The sequence below is a fragment of the Massilia sp. TWP1-3-3 genome (assembly GCF_049897805.1).
Lineage (GTDB): Bacteria > Pseudomonadota > Gammaproteobacteria > Burkholderiales > Burkholderiaceae_D > Telluria_A.
In genome coordinates, this window is record NZ_JAFCWX010000005.1 from 26,293 (window position 1) to 46,839 (window position 20,547).

A 20,547-nucleotide genomic window follows, 5' to 3' on the forward strand; every position below is an offset into this window, starting at 1 on the left:
GTTTGCGCTTTGTCAGTTCACAATCTACCCCGGGGTAGAGTTGTGCAGGCGCGAAAAAAAGGGAGCCGAGGCTCCCTGCTTTTGCGCGCGCGGTGGCTCAGGCGCGCTGGTAAATGTCTTCGAAGCGGACGATGTCGTCTTCGCCCAAGTAACTGCCACTTTGCACTTCGATGATGTGCAGCGGCAGCTTGCCCGGATTTTCGAGGCGGTGATTCATGCCGATTGGAATGTAGGTCGACTCGTTTTCGGACAGCAGGCTTACTTTCTCGCCGCAGGTCACGCGCGCAGTGCCGCTGACCACCACCCAGTGCTCGGCGCGGTGGTGGTGCATTTGCAGCGACAGCTTTTCGCCCGGCTTGACCGTGATGCGCTTGACCTGGAACCGGTCGCCCGCATCGATGCCTTCATAGTGACCCCACGGGCGGTACACCTTGGTGTGCTGCAAGTGCTCGGTGCGCTCGGTCTTCTGCAGGTGCTCGACGATCTGCTTGACGCGCTGCACCTGGTCCTTGTGCGCCACCAGCACGGCGTCATTGGTCTCGACCACGATCAAGTCTTGCACGCCCAGCACGGCCACCATGCGGCTGGACGCGCGCACCAGCGAATTGCTCACGCCGTCAAGGTAGACATCGCCGCGCCGTACGTTGCCGTTGGCGTCGGCCCCGGCTTGTTGCACTTGCCACAGCGCCGACCAGGAGCCGACATCGCTCCAGCCGATGTCAGCCGGCACCACCACCGCGCGCGCGGTGCGCTCCATGACGGCGTAATCGATCGAGTCGGACGGGCACATCGTGAACGAGGCTTCGTCCAGGCGGCAGAAATCGAGGTCTTGGTAACCGAGCCGTACCGACGCTTCGGCCGCGGCGGCAATGGCGGGGGCGAATTCGGCCAGCTCGTCGAGGTAGGCGCGCGCGCTGAACAGGAACATGCCGCTGTTCCAGTAATAGCGGCCGTCATCCACAAAACCTTGGGCAGTTGCGCGGTCCGGCTTTTCAACGAAACGGTCGACCTGAAAGCCCTCTTCGGAACCGGCCACGTGCGCGCCGCGGCGGATGTAGCCGTAACCCGTTTCCGGCCCCTGCGGCACGATGCCGAAGGTGGCCAGGGCGCCGCCCGCCACCAGCTTCGCGGCGCTCGCCACGGCGGCGGCGAAGGCTGGCTGGTTTTCAATTACATGGTCGGCCGGCAGCACCAGCATGACGGCGTCGGGGTCGATGGCGACCAGGTACTGGGCGGCGGCGGCAACGGCCGGCGCGGTGTTGCGCCCCACGTGCTCGAGCAGGATGCCGAGCGGCTTGACGTCGATCTCGCGCAATTGCTCAGCCACCAGGAAACGGTGCTCGTTGCCGCACACCACCAGCGGCGTCATCAGGTCGGGCCAGCCCGTGACGCGCAAGACAGTGTCTTGCAGCATCGTTTTGTCCGTCACCAGCGGCAGCAGTTGCTTGGGCAGCACCGCACGCGACAGCGGCCACAACCGGGTGCCGGCGCCGCCGGACAGGATGACTGGGTAAATTTTCATTGGTTCTGCTTTCTTTTCTTGGTCTGTTTTTATAACAAGGTGTTCTGTTCGGCGCTTGCATCGGTGCGCCGGCTTTGGCGCCGGTCGCGCGCGTTCAACCATGCATGCGATGCGTACTCGGAGACATGTTTCATCTCCCCTGCGCGATCGACGCTGTAATCTTTGAACACGATCATTTCGTGCAAGTTTACATCATGCAAGACGCGCGTGTATTCAAAAAGTACACTGCGCACGACTTTCGCGCCCGCGCAGATGTGGCTGCCGTGCCCGATCCAGCTCGGCCCCACGATGTGCACACCCGGCTCGATGCGCGCGCCCGAGCCGATGTAGACGGGGCCTTCGATGGTGGTGCCTTCCCACGCGATCTGGGTGTTCAGGCCAACCCACAGGCCGTCTTCGATCTGGGTGCCGGGCACGTCAAGCTGCGGGATTTGTCCGCGCAGCATGTCTTGCAGCACTTGCCAGTAATCGGACACGGTGCCGATGTCGATCCAGTTGAACGAGCGCGCCTGCGCGTAAAACGGTACGCCCTTTTCTACCAGCAGCGGGAACAGTTCGGAACCGATATCGAATTGGCGGTCCTTCGGAATCAGGTCGATGACTTCCGGCTCGAAAATATAAATCCCGGTGCTGATGAAATTGGACTTGGCCTCGGCCTGGCTGGGTTTTTCCTGGAACGCGGTGATGCGTCCGTCGGCATCGGCCACGACCACGCCGTAGCTCGAGACCTTATCCCACGGCACTTCCTTGGTGATGATGGACGCCAGCGCGCCACGGCGCCGGTGCTCGAACAGCGCCGACTTCAAGTCGAGGTCGATCAGCGCGTCGCCGCACAACACCACCGTAGTTTCGTCGAAAAAGCCGCCGAACTCCTGGATTTTTTTCAGGCCGCCGGCCGAGCCGATCGGTTGCGGTACGACTTCGCCATCGTCGGTGGTGTAACCCTCGAAGGAATAGCCGATCTGCACGCCGAACTGGTGCCCTTCGCCGAAATACTCTTCGATTTTTTCATGCAGATAGCTGACGTTGACCATGATTTCAGTGACGCCGTACTTGGCCAGATGCTCCACCAGGTAAGCCATCACGGGCTTGCCCAGGATCGGGATCATGGGCTTGGGGAGGTCGTAGGTCAGAGGACGTACGCGGGTGCCTTTGCCCGCGGCTAAAATCATTGCTTTCATCAGAACTTCCTTTATCTAGTCATTTGGGCATCGATTGCCAGCGCCAGGAATCGGCGCACATTTGGGCGATATCGCGTTCGGCGCTCCAGCCAAGTTCTGCTTTTGCGAGCGCGGGATCGGCGTAGCAGGCGGCAATATCGCCGGGACGGCGGGGCACGATCTGGTAGGGAACGGCCTTGCCGCTGGCGCGCTCGAACGCGCGCACCATTTCCAGAACACTATTGCCACGCCCGGTGCCCAAATTGTACGTAACAACGCCGGGACCTGTCGCCAGCTTGCTTAGGGTTTTGACATGACCTAGCGCCAGGTCGACCACGTGGATGTAATCGCGCAGGCCGGTGCCGTCGGGCGTGGGGTAATCGTCGCCGTAGACGGACAGTTTTTCGCGCCGGCCTTCGGCCACCTGGGCGATATACGGCAGCAGGTTGTTGGGAATGCCGTTCGGCTCCTCGCCGATGAGCCCGCTTTCGTGGGCGCCGACCGGATTGAAGTAGCGCAGCAGTGCAATGCACCAGTCGGGCTGGGCGACAATCAGGTCGCGCAGGATGTCTTCGATCATCAGCTTGCTGCGACCGTAGGCGTTGGTGGCCGACAGCGGAAAGTGTTCGCTGATCGGCACCGACGCCGGGTCGCCGTAGACCGTGGCCGACGAGCTGAACACCAGCGTCTTGACGCCGTGCTCCTGCATCGCTTCAAACAGCGTGACGCTGCCGGCCACGTTGTTGTCGTAGTAGCGCAGCGGCTGCGCGACCGATTCGCCCACCGCTTTCAGGCCCGCGAAGTGGATCACGGCATCAAAGGCATGCTGCGTGAAGACGGCGTCGAGCGCGGCGCGGTCGCGGATGTCGGCTTTGACAAAGGCCAGCGGGCGGCCGGTGATTTTTTCCACACGCGCCTGCACGGCCGTTGTGGTGTTGGACAAGTTGTCGAGGGCGACGGGATCATGCCCGGCCGCGATCAGTTCAACGCAAGTGTGCGCGCCAATGTAGCCAAGGCCGCCGGTAACGAGAATTTTCATAGGGACTCACTAAAAAGGGTTGTTTACAGTCGCCAGACGCGCATGCCCGCCGCTTGCAGCGCTTGCGCGTCAAAGCAAGCCTTGACGTCGATGAAGCAGCCGCCATCGACCAGCTTGTGGCAAAAATCTTGCGCACTTAACGCGCGCAGCTGCTTGTGCGACACCGCCGCGACAATCGCTTCGGCGCGCGGCAATTGCGCCCAGTCGAGCAGCGTGACGCCATATTCGTGCAGCGCTTCGGCATGGTCAGCATACGGATCATGGACAAACACGTCCACCCCGTAGGAACGCAATTCGGTGATCACGTCGCCGACCTTGGAGTTGCGCAGGTCGGCGCAGTCTTCCTTGAAGGTCAGGCCCAGCACGATGACGCGCGCGCCCTTGATATGCGCGCCGCTGGCGATCATGTTCTTGATGGTCGCCTCGGCAATGAACTTGGCCATGCCGTCGTTGATGCGCCGGCCCGCCAGAATGACTTGCGGATGGTAGCCCAGCATGCCCGCCTTGTGGGTCAGGTAATACGGATCGACGCCGATGCAATGCCCGCCCACCAGGCCCGGGCTGAACTTGAGAAAGTTCCACTTGGTGCCGGCAGCTTGCAGCACTTCGGCGGTGTCGATGCCGATCTTGTCGAAAATGAGGGCGAGCTCATTCATCAAGGCGATGTTCAGGTCGCGCTGCGTGTTTTCAATGACCTTGCAAGCTTCGGCGGCTTTGATACTCGAGCAGCGGTGCACGCCGGGCACGACGATGGCCTCGTACATGACGGCCACTTTTTCCAGCGTTTCTAGCGTATCGCCGGCGACCACTTTCAGGATGGTCGTGAGCGTGTGTTCGCGGTCGCCCGGGTTGATGCGCTCGGGCGAGTAGCCGACGAAGAAGTCTTTTTTCCAGGTCAGGCCGGACGCTTTTTCCAGCACGGGAATGCACACTTCCTCGGTCGCGCCCGGGTACACGGTGGACTCGTAGACGACGGTGGCGCCGCGCTTCATGAATTTGCCGACCACCTCGCTGGCGCCGATCAAGGGGCCAAAATCGGGGTTGTGGGCGATGTCGACCGGGGTTGGGACGGCCACGATAATCATGTCGGCGTCGTTCAGGCGCGCCGGGTCGGCCGTGTACTCGGCGTGCACGGCCAGCGCCATCTGGGCGTCGGACAATTCGCGCGATGGGTCGACCCCGCGCCGGCAGGCATCGACCTTGGCTTGCGAGATATCCAGGCCGATGGTGGGCCCGAGTTTGCCGAATTCAACGACCAGGGGAAGCCCGACATAGCCGAGGCCGATAACGCCGATAGTGCCGATAGTGCCGATACTGCCGATAGTGCCGATAATGCCCGAAGCGGCTGAAGCGCCCGAACCGGCTATAGCGCCTGTGGCGCCAATTGTGCTCATGATGTCCTTGTTCGAGAGGTCAAAGGCGCGCCGCTTCCTTGAGAAACAGCCAGAGAAAAGCCACGTCATCGATAAAGTAACGGCGGAACATGCGCCGCGGTTCCTGCAAAAAACGGTAAAACCATTCCAGCCCCGCGCGCTGCATCCAGCGCGGTGCGCGCCGCACCAGCCCGGCCGCAACGTCAAAGCTGCCGCCCACGCCCATGGCAAACGGCACCTGCATGCGGGCCTGATACTGGCCCAGAAACTGTTCTTTTTTGGGAGAACTAATGGCTACGAACAGCAGGTCGGCGCGGCTGGCGGCCACCTGTTCCACCACATTGATTTCCTCGGCCGCGCTCCAGTAACCGTTGCGGTGGCCGGCGATGACCAAGCCACGGTATTTTTGTTCGTACAGCGCGCGCACGCGGGCCACGACTTCTTCGCGCGCGCCCAGCAAAAACACGCGCCAGCCGCGTTCGGCCGCGCGCTCCATCAAGGCTTCGAACAGGTCGATGCCGGCCACGCGTTCCTTGAACGGTTTGCCCAGCAGGCGCGCCGCCCACACCACCGGCATGCCGTCGGCGCTGACCAGGTCGCAGTCATTGATGATGCGGCGCAGCTCAGGCGCGCGGCTGGCCTTGACGAGCTTGTCGACATTGACCACCACATGCTGGTGCGGCGTGCCGGCGCGGATAAAACCGTCGACCCGGTGCAGGGTCTCTTCCATGGACAGGTTGTCGATCAGACAGCCCATCATGGAAATGCGCTGTGTCACGCAAGTTCCCTCGCGAGCACGGCGACGATGCGCTCGGCGGCCTTGCCATCCCACAGGTCTGGACGGCGGCCCTGCTTGCCTTCGCCGCGCATGACCTTGCGCGCTTCGGCCACGATGCGCACCGGATCAGTGCCCACCAGCACGTTGGAACCTTCGTCGACGGTGACGGGGCGCTCCGTGTTTTCGCGGATCGTAATGCAAGGCACGCCTAGCGCCGTGGTTTCTTCCTGCAGGCCGCCGCTGTCGGTCAGCACCACCGTGGCGTCTTTCCAGAGGTTCAGAAAAGCCATGTAGGCTTGCGGGCCGACCAGCGTGATGTTCGGCCCCAGGTCGATGCCGAAGCTGGCCAGGTTGGCGCGCGTGCGCGGGTGCACCGGGAAGATCAGCGGCAAGTCGGCCGCAATATCCTTGAGGGCGCCGGCGATGCGGGTCATCATGGCGGCATCGTCGACATTGCTGGGACGGTGCAGCGTGACGACGCCATAGCGCCCACTTTTTTCCGCCTGCGCCGCCTTGAAGGCGCTCGTTTCAAAGCCGGAAGTGTCGGTGCGGGTCAGCTTGTCGGCCTGGAACAGTACGTTGTCGACCATGACGTGGCCGACGTAGTGAATGGCCGAGTCCGGCTTGCCTTCGCGCTGCAAATGCTTGACGGCCGACGGCTCGGTGACAAAAAACCAGTCGGTGATGCTGTCGGTGACGAGACGGTTAATTTCCTCGGGCATGGTCATGTCGCCGCTGCGCAAGCCCGCTTCGACGTGTGCGACGGGAATGTTGAGCTTTTTGGCGGCAATGGAACACGCCAGCGTGGAATTGACGTCGCCCACCACCAGCACTGCGGCGGGACGCTCGGCGATGCACAGTTCCTCGAAGGCGACCATGATCTTGGCCGTTTGCGCCGCATGGCTGCCGCCGCCCGCGCCCATGAAAATGTCGGGCTGGGGAATGCCCAGTTCCTCGAAGAAGACCTCGTTCATGTCGCGGTCATAGTGCTGGCCGGTATGAATGATTTTGAAGGTCAGCGCTTGCTGGCTTTGCAAGGCGCGCACGATGGGTGCGATCTTCATGAAATTGGGCCGGGCACCGGCGACGAGATAGATCAGTGGCATGGTTGTCCAAATTTATCAAAAGTACAATTATAGTGGGAATAGCGCTTTTTTTGGCGCGCGATTTCAGCCGTGCGCGGTGCAACTGCCAGCGTTTTCAGGCAGCACCCCTTCCATATCGTCCACCCGCAGCACAAAACGGTGCTTGCCGTTCGTGATACGGATAAATGGCGAGTTGATAAAAAACCGTATCACGTCAAAGCGCAGTGCCGCAGCAATGCGGGCGCGGTAGGTGTCTAGCGCGGCGCCCAGTGCCGCGTCCGGGCACTGCACGATCACGGCCAGTTGCCGCGCATCGTAGAGCACCTGGAAGGCGGCAATGCGCGCATCTTCGCGAAAAAGATGGGTAAAAAATTCGGAATGGACGGTATTGCCCGCGCTGTCGTGCACCAGGTCGTTGGCGCGCCCGATCACGCTTTTGATCAGGGGAAAGCCGCGCCCGCACGGGCACGGGGTGTCCGCCATGGCGACCAGGTCGCCCGTGTCGTAGCGCGGCAGGAAAAAAGCGTCGTTGGCCAGGTCGGTGGCGATCAGCCGGCCATCGGGCAACACTTCGTGAAAGGCGCGCTCGGTGACCAGGTGAAAGCCGTCGCGCCGTTCGCATTCGTAAGCGGACACGCCGGCGTCGTTGCAGCCGTACTGGCTGTAACACGGCGCACCAAAAGCGCGCTCGATGTCGGCGCGCATGGCCGCGCTGAGCACTTCGGCGGTGCACACCACTCCGCGCAGCGAAAAGTGCGCGCGCGCGGGCCCGGCCAGGACATGCAGGGCAAGCCGGTGAATGGCCGACGCATAGCCGTACAACAAGCGGCAGCGCGCGATGCCGGCGGCGTAACGGTCCAGTTGCGCGCTCGCCAGGTCGAAGGCGGAAAACAGGTGCACATTCATCAGCCGGTAATACAGCTGTTGCTTGTAGCCGGCGCCGAACAGTGCGCTGCCAGCCAAAAAGGCGACCGGCTCGCCCAGCCGATAGCCGGCCACGCGCCAGCTGAGCAAGATCGCCGCCCACAGGTAGGACTGGGCGCGCACGCCCGTCACGTAGACGAAGGGTTCGCCGGTCGAGCCGCCGGTTTTTTTGCGCACCAGCTTGCCGTGGTAAGCACGGTTGCGCAAGCGCTCGCGGTTGGCGAGCGCGAAGGCTTTGTCGATGACGGGGAACTGGGCAAAGGCGCCGTAGCGCGCGTGCAGCGCGCCGGCGCCGCGCACCGTGGCCACATACTGAGCGAGGGCCAGGCGCTGGCGCGCGGCAAGCACGGCAGGCGGGGCGAATTGAAGCGCTTCGAGTTCGCGCAGCACGGCGAGCGCGCGCGTGCCGCGCACCAGGTCGATCAGGGCAAACCTGAACCTGCCGGCCATTGCTTGCAACACCGAACCGTCGCACGCCATGCCCACCCCTTGTGCACTATTGCACCGTTACGTCCAGGTCGCTTACCGTGATCACGCGACCGCCAGCGGTAATCGTAGCACCGGAACTGCCGAACACGATGTCCGGCTTGGCCGACAGACAGTCGGTGCGCAACACCGACACGATCAGGCCGCTGGTGCGGGGATTGCTGAAGCTAAACTTGTTCCAGTAATGGGGCCCGGCTGGCGTGGTCGGAGCCGGGTAGTACCCCTGGCTGCTGCTGATGGCCAGCGCGTCGGGCGAGGCCACTGCGCCGCACAATTCGGCGGGCGCATTGGCCGCCCGGAAAGCGGCAGCCGTGCCGCTGAGCGGAACCGGCGTGTGCAGATTGTATTCATAACGGCGCGCCACCGTGCTGGCCAGCTGGTCGACCGTGACCAGCGTCGAAGGCCGGATAAAAATCACGGTGCGTTTGGCTTTGCTCAACAAGCCGCTGTAGGCGGCGCTGGCGTCGCCGCTGGAAATGTCGTACGCCGGCGTTTGCTCGAAGCGCGTCAGGCGCCCGGCCGCGGCGCGTTCGCCCAGGCCAGTCGGACCCAGGCCCTGCCCCTGGCCACCATCGACCGTGATGGCGTTGTGCGCGCGCGTTTGCTTGTAGTAACTGCGCCAGTGGGGCGAGTTGTAGTAGTCATAGACGCCGCTGTCCATGGCCAGTACGGTGCCCTTGGCATACAGCACGAAGCTGTTCTGGTCGGCGTGGGAATGGTTGACTGAACCGAAGGGGCTGCTCTTGAAGAACACCGACGTGCGCAGGCGATCGGTGAGCGCGCTGTGCATGATCGACCAGCCGATCACGGGAAAATAGGCGCCGCTGGGCTGGGTGGCGGGCAAAAGCGCGCTGGCAGTCGATTCGCGGGGACTGAGCAGGATATGCAGGCGCGCATAATCCTCGCCGCTTTGCTGCTTGCTGTACCAGCGCGACAAGGTGGTGTCGGAGCGGTTCATGATGGCCTTGCCAAAGCGGGCCCAGTCTTCCTTGCGGTTGACTTCGGCGCCGTCGCCAAACACCCCGGCCGGCGTGCCGGGCGGCAGCGCGTAAGCGATGAAGCGCGCGAACTCGGTCAGCCACGGCTTGCGGTAAAACGGCACGCCGAGCACGCGTTCGACCAGGTCCCACATGATCAGCGACTCGCCCGCGTCCCATTCGGCGTAGGTGGAGCCGTTGGCAAAGCCGCCGTCGTCGCCGCCCCACGGACTGACGCCGGCCACGTAAGTGGGCAGCGCGTTGCGCAGCCAGGAATTCATTTCGGGCATGTCGCCGCGCACGATCAGCAAGGCGCCGACGAACTTGCCCAGCGCATTGAAGGCAATCCCGTTTTCCGGGTACAGACGCACCGTGTCGGCCACCTTCAGCAGGCCGGCGTTGCCGCAGGAGAGCAGGATATTCTTGACCGCCTGGCGGTCGCTGGCGCTCATGCCGGCGTAGGCAAAGTCGTAGGCCAGGCCGTAGAACCAGACGTAGTCGCGCGTTTCGGCGACGTCGCCGCTGCACTTGCGCGCCAGCACGGCCGGCGTGAACAAGGTCATGCGGGCGCGCATTTCGTTCAAAAACCAAGGGTCGCGCGTAATGTACCAGGCCACGGCCGCTTCCGCCATGCCTTCCAAAATGCGGGTTTGCTGCCACCACGTGCTCATGCGCACGGCGCTGTCGGCCGCGTTGATGTTGGCGCGCAGCGCGGCGCTGGTGTTGGCCACGGGATTGCGCTTGAGGTAGCCGGTCAGCGCCGTGATCGACGTCGATCGCTCGGCCTTGGTGGCGGCCACGATGCCGGCATAGTCGGCCTGGCCCTTGAATAGGCGCGGGTGGGCCATGGCGGGAACCCTGGCGTCGAAATTGTCGAGCGCGGTGCCCAGCGCCGTGCCGCTCAGAGCGCTGGCGGTGACGCCCAGCTCGGACGGAGAATAGGTCTGGGGCGTGGCGGTGAACTGCGCACGGGCGGGCGAGCACAAGGCTGCAACGCAGGTGGTGGCGATGGCAAACTGTTTGATCATTGCAGCAACTCCTCGTAGCGACGGCGGAGACGCGCTAACACTTTTTCCACATGATATTCGGACTGCACCCGCTCCAGTCCGCGTGCGGAGATATTGTCCGCAAGAATATTATCTTGCAGCATTTTCAGGATGGCCGCAGCTAACTTGTCGATATCGCCGGGCGGCACCACAGTTCCGTATCTTCCATGTGCCAACAGCTCGCCAATGGCGCCCACGTCGGTGGCCACGACGGGTGCGCCGGCCGCCATCGCTTCAAGCAAGCTCATCGGCAATTGCTCGTGATGCGATGGCAAAACGAACACGCCCGCCGTGGCCAGCAGCGCGCGGCGCTGCTCGGCATCGATCCAGCCGGGGAGTGACAGGCTGTCAAGCAGGCCCAGCTTTTCGGCAAGTGCCTCCAGCGGCCGCGCGTCGCCATCGCCGGCCAGCACCAGGCGCGCGTCGGGCCGCGCCGCGTGCACGCGGGCAAAGGCGTGCAGCAGGTCGAACACGCCCTTGCCCGCTTCCAGCCGTCCAACAAAGAGCAGGTTCGCGCCCGGCGCGCGAGGCAGGGAAGGCGCGGGCGCGACGGGATTGGGAAACAGCTCGATCTCGGCCTGCGGACAATGTTCGCGCAGCAGCGCGGCCGACGCGCGGGTGAGCGCAAAACCGGCGCGCGCGCCGGCCAGCAGCGCGAGCGCCAGGCGGCGCCGGCGCCGGCCCAGGCGCTGGTCGAGAAACTGGGCGAACTGGCCGCCGTGCAGGTGGATCAGCACCGGGCAACCGGCCAGGCGCGCCGCGCCGATGAAGGCTGCCTTGCGCCAAAAACTGGCGCCCGAGGCCAGATGCACATGCAGCAGCGCCACGCGGCCCAGGGCCAGCAAGCCGGCCACCTGCGCCAGCGCGGCCAGCGCCCTGCCCGCCTTGCGCGCGCGGCTGCCGTCGACCTGGGTGGCGATGAAGCGGCAGCCGTCACCGTTGCCGTAGCCGTGCGCGAGCAAGGTGGCGATGACGCTGGCCATCCCGCCGCGCGAGGCCGGAGACGGCCCGATCATGACAATGCTTTTCATTAGCGGCGGGGAAGGGGTATCAAGAGCGGGTATCAAGAGCGGGTATCAAGAGCTGGTATCAAGAGCGGGCATCAAGAATGGACATCAAGAACGTGCATCAAGACCGGGCATCAAGCACGGGCATCAAGTCAGCGTGGAATGCTGCAGGTGCGCAAACAGGGCTTCGTAGCGCGCCAGCATGGCGTGCAGGTCGAAGCGCGCGCGCACCGTGGCCAGCGCGCCCTGCCCCAGAAGCGCCCGTAGTGGCGGATCGGCAATGCGGCGCAGCGCGGCGGCCAGGGCGTTCACGTCGCCGGCGGCAAACAGCAAACCGTTGGTGCCATGTTCCACCTGTTCGCGCATGCCGCCCACATCGCTCGCCACCAGCGGCTTAGCCAGCGCCATGTATTCGAGCGTGGCGATGGGAAAGGTTTCACTGTGCGAGGTCAGCGCCATGACGTCGCAGGCGGCGATGAATGGACGCACGTCGGCCTGGAAGCCGGCCAGCACGACGGCGCTGTCAAGACGCAAGCGGTGGCGGCATGCCTCAATGCGCGCGCGCATGGGGCCGTCGCCTACCAGCAAGACCTTGACCGACATGCCTTCGTGGCGCAGGTGCGCGACAGCCGCCAGCAAGTCCGCGTGGCGTTTTTCCTCGCGGAAAATGGCGCACAGACCAACCACCAGGTCGGCCGGACCAAAACCGAGCGCTTGGCGCAAGCGTGTGCCGTCGTCCTTTTGCGGCGGTGAAAAATATGCCAGGTCGATACCGTTGTGCACCACCTCGGTGTGGGCCAGGCGCAAGCCCAGGGCGGCAAAGAAATGGCGCTGGTGTTCGCTGACGAAGACCACGCACTGGGCCAGCCGGTAGAACTGGCGGTAGACCAGAAAGCGCGAGCGCGCGCGCCAGCCACGCCGCACCACGTCCGTGCTGTGGCAGATAAAGGCGAGCGCCGGACGGTGCGGCGCGCCTAGCCGCGCCAACGCTGCGAACATCAAGGAATATTGCGACGTGGCCACCAGCAGGGCGGGACACTCGAGGTCGATCAGGGCGCTCAAGCGCGACAGCGCCGCACGGTCCAGGCCGCCAACGGAGTTGCAGCACACGCAGGGCACGCTGCCACGTTCCAGTTCACCGGCAAGCTCGGCGTGCTCCTTGAGGTAGGCGACGGAGACCCGGTGGCCGCGGCGCGCCAGTCCCGTTGCCAGCGACACCAGGTGACGCTCGGCGCCGCCGCACTTGAGATGGTCGGCTACAAACAGCAGGTGCAGTGGCGTCATGGCGGTGATGGTGGCGGTGCTGGCATGGGCGACAGCGGCGCCATGGGTGGCAACGGTGGCGGCGGCGGTGGTGGCGATGGTGGCGATGGTGGCGATGGTGGCGGCGGTGGCGACGGCGCAGACATCCGCGATGGCGCCGATAGTGGCGATAGTGGCGATAGTGGCGATAGTGGCGATGATGGCGCGTCCGGCTCCGGCCCTGTCCCGGCCAGTTCGGCGCGGGCGCGGCGGCCGATTGCGTGGCGCAGGTATTGTTTCAAGCTTTGGGCCACGCGTGCGGGTGCGTAACGCAGCGCGACGTGGTCAGGCCCGTAGCACCCCGGCTGGCAGTCCAGGCCATCGATGTTGGCGGCCAGCATGGCAGCCACCGTGGCTGGATCGGCCGGATTGGCGCAGGTGTGGGCGCCGCCCGTCCATTCGGCAACCAGGCTGGCGCAGGTCCCGGGCGGCGTGATGGCCCAGATAGGACGGCGCGCGCCGATGTAGTCGATCAGCTTACTGGGCAGGAACACGCTGTCGGCGGCGCTGGGCGCGTCGATGACCAGCAGCGCCGAGGCGTCGCGCGCCAGCGCCAGCGCGCTGCGATAGCTTACTTGGGGGCGGCGCGTGACCAGGCCAGGCGGCAGGGACTTGAACGCGGGCGAAGCCAGAAAGGCGGGGGCGATCGGCCCCACCAGCTCAAAGGCTACGCCGTCGAGCTGGCGCGGGGTTGCGCGGTGGATGCGCGCCAGGGCTGCGAACAGCGGCTCGGGAGAGCGCGCGCCGTAGCAGGCGCCGATGTGACGGATCACGTGGCGCGCGGGCAGTCCGCGCGGCGCGGCTGTCGCCTGGTGCGCCAGCGGCGTGGCGAAATTCTCCGTGTCCCAGGCATGCGGCAGCACGGCGGCGCGGCTGCGCCAGGCGGGCGGATACTTGCCCATCACCAGATCAAGCGTGCGCGCCGACGTAAACAGCACCTGGTCGGCCTGGGCCAGCACGCGCCGCTCCAACGCCAGGTTGACCTGGTGTTCGAGCGGCGTGGTCTTGTGGAAGGGATTGTCGGCCCACGGATCGCTAAAGTGGGCCAGCCACGGCAGGCCAGTGCGGCGCTTGAGCGTGAGTCCCACCAGATGGTCGGACATGGGCATGCCGAAGCTGGCCAAGGCATCCGGACGGTGCGCCGCGATATGGTCCAGCGCGGCGCGGCAGGCGGCGCGGCGCCACGGGCCGAGCAAATCGGGACAGGCACCGTACAGGGGCAGCGCGCGCAGGGCTGCGCGGTGCCAGACGCCCTTGAGCGGCGGACCAGGATCGGCCACCTCGAGCGCGGCCACGCGCCGGTAAAAATTGGGATACTGGTCGAAGCCGGCGCCAGCGTCGGGCTGGGCATCGGGCGCGTGCAGCAGCGTGACGCGGGCGTCGAGGTGGTACAGCAGGCGCGCGACCTGGATCGCCTGCGGCGTCAGCTGGGGCGGGGCATAGCGGGAAATGGCGAGCAGGTTCATGCATTCTCCTTGACGCGGTCCGGCGGGCTGGGCGGGATGGGTGGGCAAGCGGCGGCGGACACGAGCGCGGCCAGAATGCGCGCCGCCGCATGGCCGTCGCCGTAAAAGTTGCCGCCGGTCCCGGTGGGCGCGCCGGCGTCGAGCAGCGCGGCTACAGCGCCGACGATGCGGCTTTGGTCGGGCCCGACGAGGTGGACCATGCCCGAGGCGGCCCCTTCGGTGCGTTCGGTCAGTTCGCGCATCACCACCACCGGCTTGCCCAGGCTGGGCGCTTCTTCCTGCACGCCGCCGGAATCGGTCAGCACTACTGCGGCGGCCAGCATCAGAGTGACAAAGGGTAGATAGTCGAGCGGGCCGCACAGCACCAGATTTGACGCTCGCAACGGCGCCAGATGGCGTTCGACGGCGCCGCGCACGGCCGGGTTGGGGTGGACCGGGAACAGGAAATCGACCCCGGCGTAGCGCGCGCACAGCTCGGCGATCGCTCCGCAAATGGCGTCAAAACCGGCGCCGAAACTTTCGCGGCGGTGCGCCGTGACGAGCACAAACGGGCGCTGCGGCGCGCTGAAGTGGGCCAGGCCATGGCAGGCGAGCGCCGAACAGGCTTGGTCGCGGCAGGCAGGTTCGGCGTGCAGGCGCGCGCGCACCAGGTACAGCGCGTCGATGCCGGTGTTGCCGGTAACGTGGACGCGGGCGCGCGGCACGCCTTCGCGCAGCAGGTTGCCGGCGGCAACGGCAGTGGGCGCGAAATGCAGCGTGGCGATGGCCCCCAGCAGGCGCCGGTTCATTTCTTCGGGAAACGGGCGCTGGACGTCGCCCGTCCGCAAGCCCGCTTCAACGTGGGCCACGGGCACCCCGGCGTAAAAGGCGGCCAGCGCGGCAGCAAACGCGGTGGTGGTGTCGCCCTGTACCACCACCCAGTCGGGTCGCACGGCGGCCATCACGGGACCGAGGCCGGCCAGCGCGCCGGTGGTCACGGTGGTGAGCGTCTGGCCGGGCGTCATCAGATCGAGGTCGAACTCGGGCACGATGCCGAAGAACGCCAGCACGCTGTCGAGCATGGCGCGGTGCTGCGCCGTTACGCACAACGCCACTTCGACGCCGGCATGGGCGCGCGCGGCGAGCAGCAGCGGAGCGAGCTTGATGGCCTCGGGACGGGTGCCGCACACGAACAGCAAGCGAACTGGCGCGCCCATCACGCCTCCCCCGCCGCCGTCCGGCATGACGGAGCGCGCCAGCCCAGCAGGGAGCGCGCCTCGGCCAGCAGGCCGGCGCCCCTCAGCAGCAGCAGGTAGGCCAGCGTGTACAGCGCCGCCGCCAGCACCGCCTCGAGTCGGGACGCGCTCCCCGGCGCCATGGACATCGGTGGCGCAGCCAGCGCCGCAGATGGCGGCGCGCCCACCAGCGCCGTGTGCAACAGCGGCGACGGTGCGTCCCCAAGTCCGAGGTGCACTGAAACTGCGTTCAGTGTCGCGTTCAGTGTCGCGTCCGCTGCAGCAGCGCAAGGCGAAGCGGCGTGCAGTGCCGCGTCCCACATCCCGGCATGCAGCAGCAACAGCGCCGGCACGGCTGCCGCCAGCGCGCAGGCCAGGATGCGCAGCAGCGCGCCCCAGCGCTGCAGGCGGCGCAGCGGCACGCCCGTGGCGCGCGCGACCCGCCAGAAACTGAAGGCGTTGCCGGCCCCCAGCGTGAGCAGGTTGCCCAGCGCGGCGCCGGGCAAGCCCCACAGCACGGCGCCGCCGATGCCGGCAGCGAGGCCCAGCGGCAACAGCAGCGCGTCGGCGGCGAGCAAGTAGCGGCCCTGATTGAGGACCAGGGTCAGGGTGCTGACCTCGACCGCCACGCCCAGCAGCGCCAGGCAATTGACGCGCATTACGGCGGCCGCGGCCAGAAAGGCGGACGTATAGACGAGCGCGACGATGTGCGCGGCCAGCACCGCCGTGAGCACCAGCACCGGCAGCAGCACGAACGCGACGGCCAGGTTGGCACGCTGGTTCAGGCCCAGCATGCCGGCCACGTCGCGCCGCGCCTCGAGCGCCGACAGGCGCGCGCCGATGGCGTTGGCGACGCTGGTGCGCACCAGCGCGACGAGCGGCATGATCACCGCGCCGATCGAAAACGCGGCGAAGGCGGCCGGGGGAAACAGGGCGGCGGCCACCCACTGGTCGGCCTGGCCGCGCAGCAGGAAGAGCGCCCCTGCCATGCCGAACGGCAGCGCGTAGGCGAGCTGGGTGCGCAGCAGTGACTCGTGCGCCGAAGGTGGCGGTGGCGGAGGCGGCGGGCCGCCGCACCCGTCGCTGCGTGCGGGATCGACGTCGGTGTCCTGGCGCCGTACTTCGCCGACCACCAGCGCCAGCTTGAAGGCGGCATAAGCGACCAGCGCGGCAAAGACCAGCTCAACGCGGCCCCACAAGGCGGCCAGCGCGATGGCCGCCACGCGCAGCACCGCCAGGGCAACGATGAGGCGGGCCTGGCGGCCCACGTCGCCGCGCGCGCTGGGCAGAAATTCGGCGAGGCTGGCCGCCACCCAGAGTGTCAGGAAAGCCGGCAGGAACCAGGCCGCGCCGGCGATGCCGCGCAAGCTGGTCGGCAGAACACTGTTCCAGGGACCGAACAGCAGGCCGGCGCACGCGCCGCTGAGCAACAGGAGCAGCATGGTGTTGCGCACATGCACAGCGCGCTCGGCGGCACCCGCGCGCGGCAGGAAATAGAACAGACTGCGGGGCAAGCCCAGCGGGGCCAAGGCCATTGCCGCGCCGATTGCCAGCCAGGCCAGCCGGTAGTCGGCAAAGGCCGGCGCCGGCAGCAGACGCACCAGCGCCACGGGCAACAGCAATTGCAGCGCGAAGTCGAACATGCCGGCGGCCGTCAGCGTCAGCGCGCCACGCCTGAGGCTGGCGTCAGGCATGGCGGCCGCCATCGACGTCAACTGCGGCGTGCGCATCGACGTCAACATTCGCGTGAGTATTGGCGTGAGTATCGGGGTGAACGTCGGGGTGAACGTCGGCCTTGACGCCGGCCTGGGCGTCGTCCTGAACATCGGCCCGAGCATCGGCGTCAAGATCGGAAGCCGCATCGGGGTAGTCGCAAAACTCGACATAGCCGGCGCTGCCGCGCGTGGAAATGACCCGTGCCGGAATGCCGACCGCCACCGCGTTGGGGCACAGGTCGCGCGAAACGACCGCGTTGGCCCCGATGGCGCAGCCGCTGCCCACGGTCACGGCGCCGATGATGGCCGCTCCCGGGCCGATGTAGACGGCGTCGCCGATCACCGGCACGCCCCTGCGCGCGCCGCGGTTGAGCTGCCCGATCGTGACCCCTTGCGAAATATTGCAGTTGCGTCCGATAACGGCCGCCTCATTGACAACGATGCCACCGTAGTGCCCGATGTAAAATCCAGGCCCGATGCGCGTGGTGTAGGGAATCGATATGCCAAAGCGCCAGCGCAGCCGTTTGTGCATCAGGCGCGCCAGCAGATGGGCGGGACGCCACGGCCAGCTCGAGGCGCGCGTCATGGCCGCCAGGCGCAGCCAGAACATGAAGCGAAAGCCGGGCACCAGCCGGTAGGCGCGCAAGCCCGCCGCCAGCCCGCCCTGCCCGCTCAGATGGCGGTACAGGTCGGCGCGCCAGAGCCGGCCGAGCGCGCGCCGCTGCACGCGGTTCATGACGGCACCATGGCAGCGAGGTAGGGCGCGGCCACCGTCTCGGGTGCCAGACGGGCGCTGGCGTACTGGCGGCAGCGCGCGCTGCAGGCGGCCCAGTCAGCCGGCGCGCTCAGCAAGGCGCGCGCGCGCGCGCCGGCCGCGTCGGCAGAGTCGACGACAAAGCCCAGACCGTGCGCGGCGATCAGGCCGTCGGGGTCAAAGCTGGCAATCACGGGCACGCCATGGGCCCACGCCTGCAGGTAGGTATTGGGGAAGCCTTCGAAGGCCGACGTGTTGACGAACAGACGCGCGTTGGCAAACAGCGCGCTGGTGGCGCCAAAGCGTACCTGCCCGTGGAACTGCAGGTTGGGCAGCAGCGCCGCCGCGTCGAGCACGCGCCGGTAGAGCGCTGTTTCGCCGGGGTGGGCCGCGCCAGCCATATGGCAGCGCAGGCGCGGCACCTGGCGCGCAATGTCGATGAACCATTCAGGCCGCTTCATAGCGCGCAGGTTGGCCACCCACAACAGGTCGGCGTCGCGCTCGTCAAGCGGGCGCACGCTGGCGGGCAATTCCGAAAACATGCCGGCCAGGCGCGCCTGTACGCCGTAGTGCTCGCGCAGCAGCTTGGCCTGGGTGCGCGTCTGGGCCAGCACCGCGTGGGCGCGCTGCAGGCCGTAGCGGTACAGCAGGCGGTCGCGCGCATGGCCGAGCATGAGCGTGGCCGGCGCGCAGTCGGCGTCGGACGCGACGCGAAACACGAAGCGGCGCGCATGGCGCCGGCAAAAATGCGCCATGACCGCTGCCATCGGTCCGGCGCAACTGGTGTAATAAATGTCGGCGTCCGCTTGCACCAGCGCATTCCAGGTGCTGGCCAGGCGCGGCGAAAAAAAGCGCAGGCCCGGCAGGCCGTCGGCCAGCGCGAAGGTCTTGCGCACGTCGACCCCGTCGATGCGCACGAGCGCGTTCTGGCCGAAGTCGCCCACCAGGGACGTGACCGCGTACCCCTGGCGGGCCAAGTGGCGCGAGAGCAAGGCATGCTGCACTTCTTCGCCGCCGATGTGCACATCCTGCCCGTCCAGGTCGGCAAATACGCCCCAGGCGTAATAGTTCAGCATGCAGATGCGCGCCGGCCGCGCTGGGTTGTCGCGCGCGCTCATCGGGCTTCCCCCGCCGGCGGGCCGAACGGCTGGTGGACCCAGGCCGGGGCCGATGCGACCGGCCTGGACCGGCCGTGCAACAAGCCGCCGCAGCCGAACAGGATGCCCAGTGCAATCCAGAAATAGGACTGCGAAAAGCTGGGCGTGAAATGGTCGTCCGTTAACCCCTGAACAAACCACAGGGGAATGAGCACGGCGCCGCCGGCGAACAGGCCGCGCAGCGCGGGCGACGCATGCGCGCGCGACAGGCGGATGAATTCGCGGCGCGCGAACAGCAAAAAAGCGAGCACAAAACCGAAGCCGACCAGGCCCAGGTCCATCAGGCCGCCCAGCCAGGCGCTGTGCGGCTGTGCCACCGGCAACATGCGGTTGAGCCTCACGGGCGGGCTCCACAGGATGGAGTAGATGCCGTGCGGCATGACCGGTTCGGCCAGCACGTAGGGCAGCAGCGGCAGCCAGATGCCGTCCAGGCGTCCGGCGGTGACGGCGCCGCGATCGGCGCGGGCCACTCCCGTCAGCGCGCGCTCCGAGAGCGGCCCCAGTACGGCCGGGCCGATGCAAGCGGCCACGATCAGCGCCACGATCACGGCCTTGATACTGACGCGGCGCCAGAAATACACGAGGTTCACCAGCAGCAGGCCGACGAAGGCACCGCGCGAAAACGTCATCAAGACCGAACCGGCGAACACCAGCGCCGAGACGAACAACAGGCGCCGGGTAAAGCCGGGCCCGTGCGCGCGGATCGAAAACAGCGTCAGCGCATAGAGCATGTTCAGGAGCAGCCCCATTTCATTGGCATGCATGCCCAGGCGCCCGAGGAAGGTGCGCGCCAGCGGCGAGGCCAGTTCGCGCAAGGTCATGCCGGAATTGACCAACAGGAAGCCAACCAGCGCGCAAAACACCCAGCCCGAGGCGAGCATCAGGTAAATGAAGCGCTCCGGCCGGCGGCTGTGGCGCACCGCGAGCGCCACCAGCAGCGCCAGCAGCACCATGAACTGGGGCTTGAAAAACATGTCGCGCAGGTAGCCCAGGCCGTCGTTGAACTGGATCAGCTTGTCCGCTTCAAAATGGCGCGGGATCAGGTGCACGCTGGACACGCCCACCGCGGCGGCAACGCCAATCGGCAGCACGTACCATAGCAGCAGGCGGCTGGGAATGAGCGGATCGCGCCAGCGCCGCAAGCCGGCGTGCACGACGTAGGACACGGTGGTCAGGAACAGGATCAGGTTGAGCGGGTTGAGGCCGCGCATGCCCATCATTTCGTGCGGGAAGAAAGTCAGCGCCGACAAAGGCATCAGCACGATGGCAAAGCCGACGCCGGCCCGGAAGTCGAGCAGCACCCACAAGGAAAACGCGGCCATGACGACAATCGCCGGCACCAGCAGGCCAATGAAGGGCACCGCCGCGCCAAGCACGGCGGCCAGCAGCAACAGCGCCGCGCCGGCCAGGGCGGCCCTGGCGCCGCCGTGGAACATGACGCGCGCGTACCCGCCTGGCGCTTCATGTGTGCTCCGCGCTGCCTGCGCGCCTTGCGCCGCCTGCGCCTGCGTGCTCTCACCCGTGCGTGGAAACTGGCTCATG

16 protein-coding genes are annotated in these 20,547 nt (G+C 66.4%); all 16 read right to left on the reverse strand.

Annotation, left to right across the window (positions count from 1 at the left end):
- Nucleotides 1-97: 97 nt before the first annotated feature.
- Nucleotides 98-1,522 carry a mannose-1-phosphate guanylyltransferase/mannose-6-phosphate isomerase gene (locus ACP7D4_RS06205; RefSeq protein ID WP_426208201.1) on the reverse strand — a complete coding sequence of 475 codons (1,425 nt, stop codon included), beginning with the start codon at nt 1,520-1,522 and terminating at the stop codon, nt 98-100.
- A 29-nt stretch (nt 1,523-1,551) separates the two neighbouring features.
- Nucleotides 1,552-2,703, reverse strand: a complete 1,152-nt coding sequence (locus ACP7D4_RS06210) for a sugar phosphate nucleotidyltransferase (protein ID WP_426100714.1) — start codon at nt 2,701-2,703, stop codon at nt 1,552-1,554.
- A gap of 19 nt (nt 2,704-2,722) precedes the next feature.
- On the reverse strand, nt 2,723-3,721 hold the full coding sequence (galE, locus tag ACP7D4_RS06215) for a UDP-glucose 4-epimerase GalE (protein WP_426100712.1): 999 nt from the start codon (nt 3,719-3,721) through the stop codon (nt 2,723-2,725).
- A 23-nt stretch (nt 3,722-3,744) separates the two neighbouring features.
- Nucleotides 3,745-5,025, reverse strand: a complete 1,281-nt coding sequence (locus tag ACP7D4_RS06220) for a nucleotide sugar dehydrogenase (protein ID WP_426100971.1) — start codon at nt 5,023-5,025, stop codon at nt 3,745-3,747.
- A gap of 109 nt (nt 5,026-5,134) precedes the next feature.
- Entirely contained in the window at nt 5,135-5,872 is a 738-nt protein-coding gene (locus ACP7D4_RS06225) for a WecB/TagA/CpsF family glycosyltransferase (protein ID WP_426208203.1), read from the reverse strand.
- A complete protein-coding gene (wecB, locus tag ACP7D4_RS06230) occupies nt 5,869-6,978 on the reverse strand; it encodes a non-hydrolyzing UDP-N-acetylglucosamine 2-epimerase (protein ID WP_426100708.1) in 1,110 nt (369 codons plus the stop codon). Before wecB (ACP7D4_RS06230) ends, ACP7D4_RS06225 begins: the two co-directional genes overlap by 4 nt.
- 63 nt (nt 6,979-7,041) lie before the next feature.
- On the reverse strand, nt 7,042-8,361 hold the full coding sequence (locus ACP7D4_RS06235) for a hypothetical protein (RefSeq protein WP_426208205.1): 1,320 nt from the start codon (nt 8,359-8,361) through the stop codon (nt 7,042-7,044).
- Nucleotides 8,362-8,377: 16 nt separating this feature from the next.
- Entirely contained in the window at nt 8,378-10,372 is a 1,995-nt protein-coding gene (locus ACP7D4_RS06240) for a heparinase II/III domain-containing protein (RefSeq protein ID WP_426208207.1), read from the reverse strand.
- The gene (locus ACP7D4_RS06245; protein ID WP_426208208.1) at nt 10,369-11,421 is read right to left on the reverse strand and encodes a glycosyltransferase family 4 protein; all 1,053 of its coding nucleotides are present in this window, start codon (nt 11,419-11,421) and stop codon (nt 10,369-10,371) included. Before ACP7D4_RS06245 ends, ACP7D4_RS06240 begins: the two co-directional genes overlap by 4 nt.
- Nucleotides 11,422-11,544: 123 nt before the next feature.
- Nucleotides 11,545-12,681: a glycosyltransferase family 4 protein gene (locus ACP7D4_RS06250; RefSeq protein WP_426208210.1), complete on the reverse strand. Its 1,137-nt coding sequence runs from the start codon at nt 12,679-12,681 to the stop codon at nt 11,545-11,547.
- A complete protein-coding gene (locus ACP7D4_RS06255; protein ID WP_426208211.1) occupies nt 12,678-14,165 on the reverse strand; it encodes a glycosyltransferase in 1,488 nt (495 codons plus the stop codon). The genes ACP7D4_RS06250 and ACP7D4_RS06255 overlap by 4 nt, the downstream gene beginning before the upstream one ends.
- Complete coding sequence (gene wecB / locus ACP7D4_RS06260) at nt 14,162-15,361, reverse strand: non-hydrolyzing UDP-N-acetylglucosamine 2-epimerase (RefSeq protein WP_426208213.1); 1,200 nt, start codon at nt 15,359-15,361, stop codon at nt 14,162-14,164. Before wecB (ACP7D4_RS06260) ends, ACP7D4_RS06255 begins: the two co-directional genes overlap by 4 nt.
- Complete coding sequence (locus tag ACP7D4_RS06265) at nt 15,361-17,121, reverse strand: lipopolysaccharide biosynthesis protein (RefSeq protein WP_426208215.1); 1,761 nt, start codon at nt 17,119-17,121, stop codon at nt 15,361-15,363. Before ACP7D4_RS06265 ends, wecB (ACP7D4_RS06260) begins: the two co-directional genes overlap by 1 nt.
- Complete coding sequence (locus ACP7D4_RS06270; RefSeq protein WP_426100692.1) at nt 17,066-17,830, reverse strand: serine O-acetyltransferase; 765 nt, start codon at nt 17,828-17,830, stop codon at nt 17,066-17,068. Before ACP7D4_RS06270 ends, ACP7D4_RS06265 begins: the two co-directional genes overlap by 56 nt.
- Entirely contained in the window at nt 17,827-18,966 is a 1,140-nt protein-coding gene (locus ACP7D4_RS06275) for a glycosyltransferase family 4 protein (protein WP_426208217.1), read from the reverse strand. Before ACP7D4_RS06275 ends, ACP7D4_RS06270 begins: the two co-directional genes overlap by 4 nt.
- The gene (locus ACP7D4_RS06280) at nt 18,963-20,546 is read right to left on the reverse strand and encodes an O-antigen ligase family protein (protein ID WP_426208218.1); all 1,584 of its coding nucleotides are present in this window, start codon (nt 20,544-20,546) and stop codon (nt 18,963-18,965) included. Before ACP7D4_RS06280 ends, ACP7D4_RS06275 begins: the two co-directional genes overlap by 4 nt.
- Between the last annotated feature and the right edge of the window lies 1 nt (nt 20,547).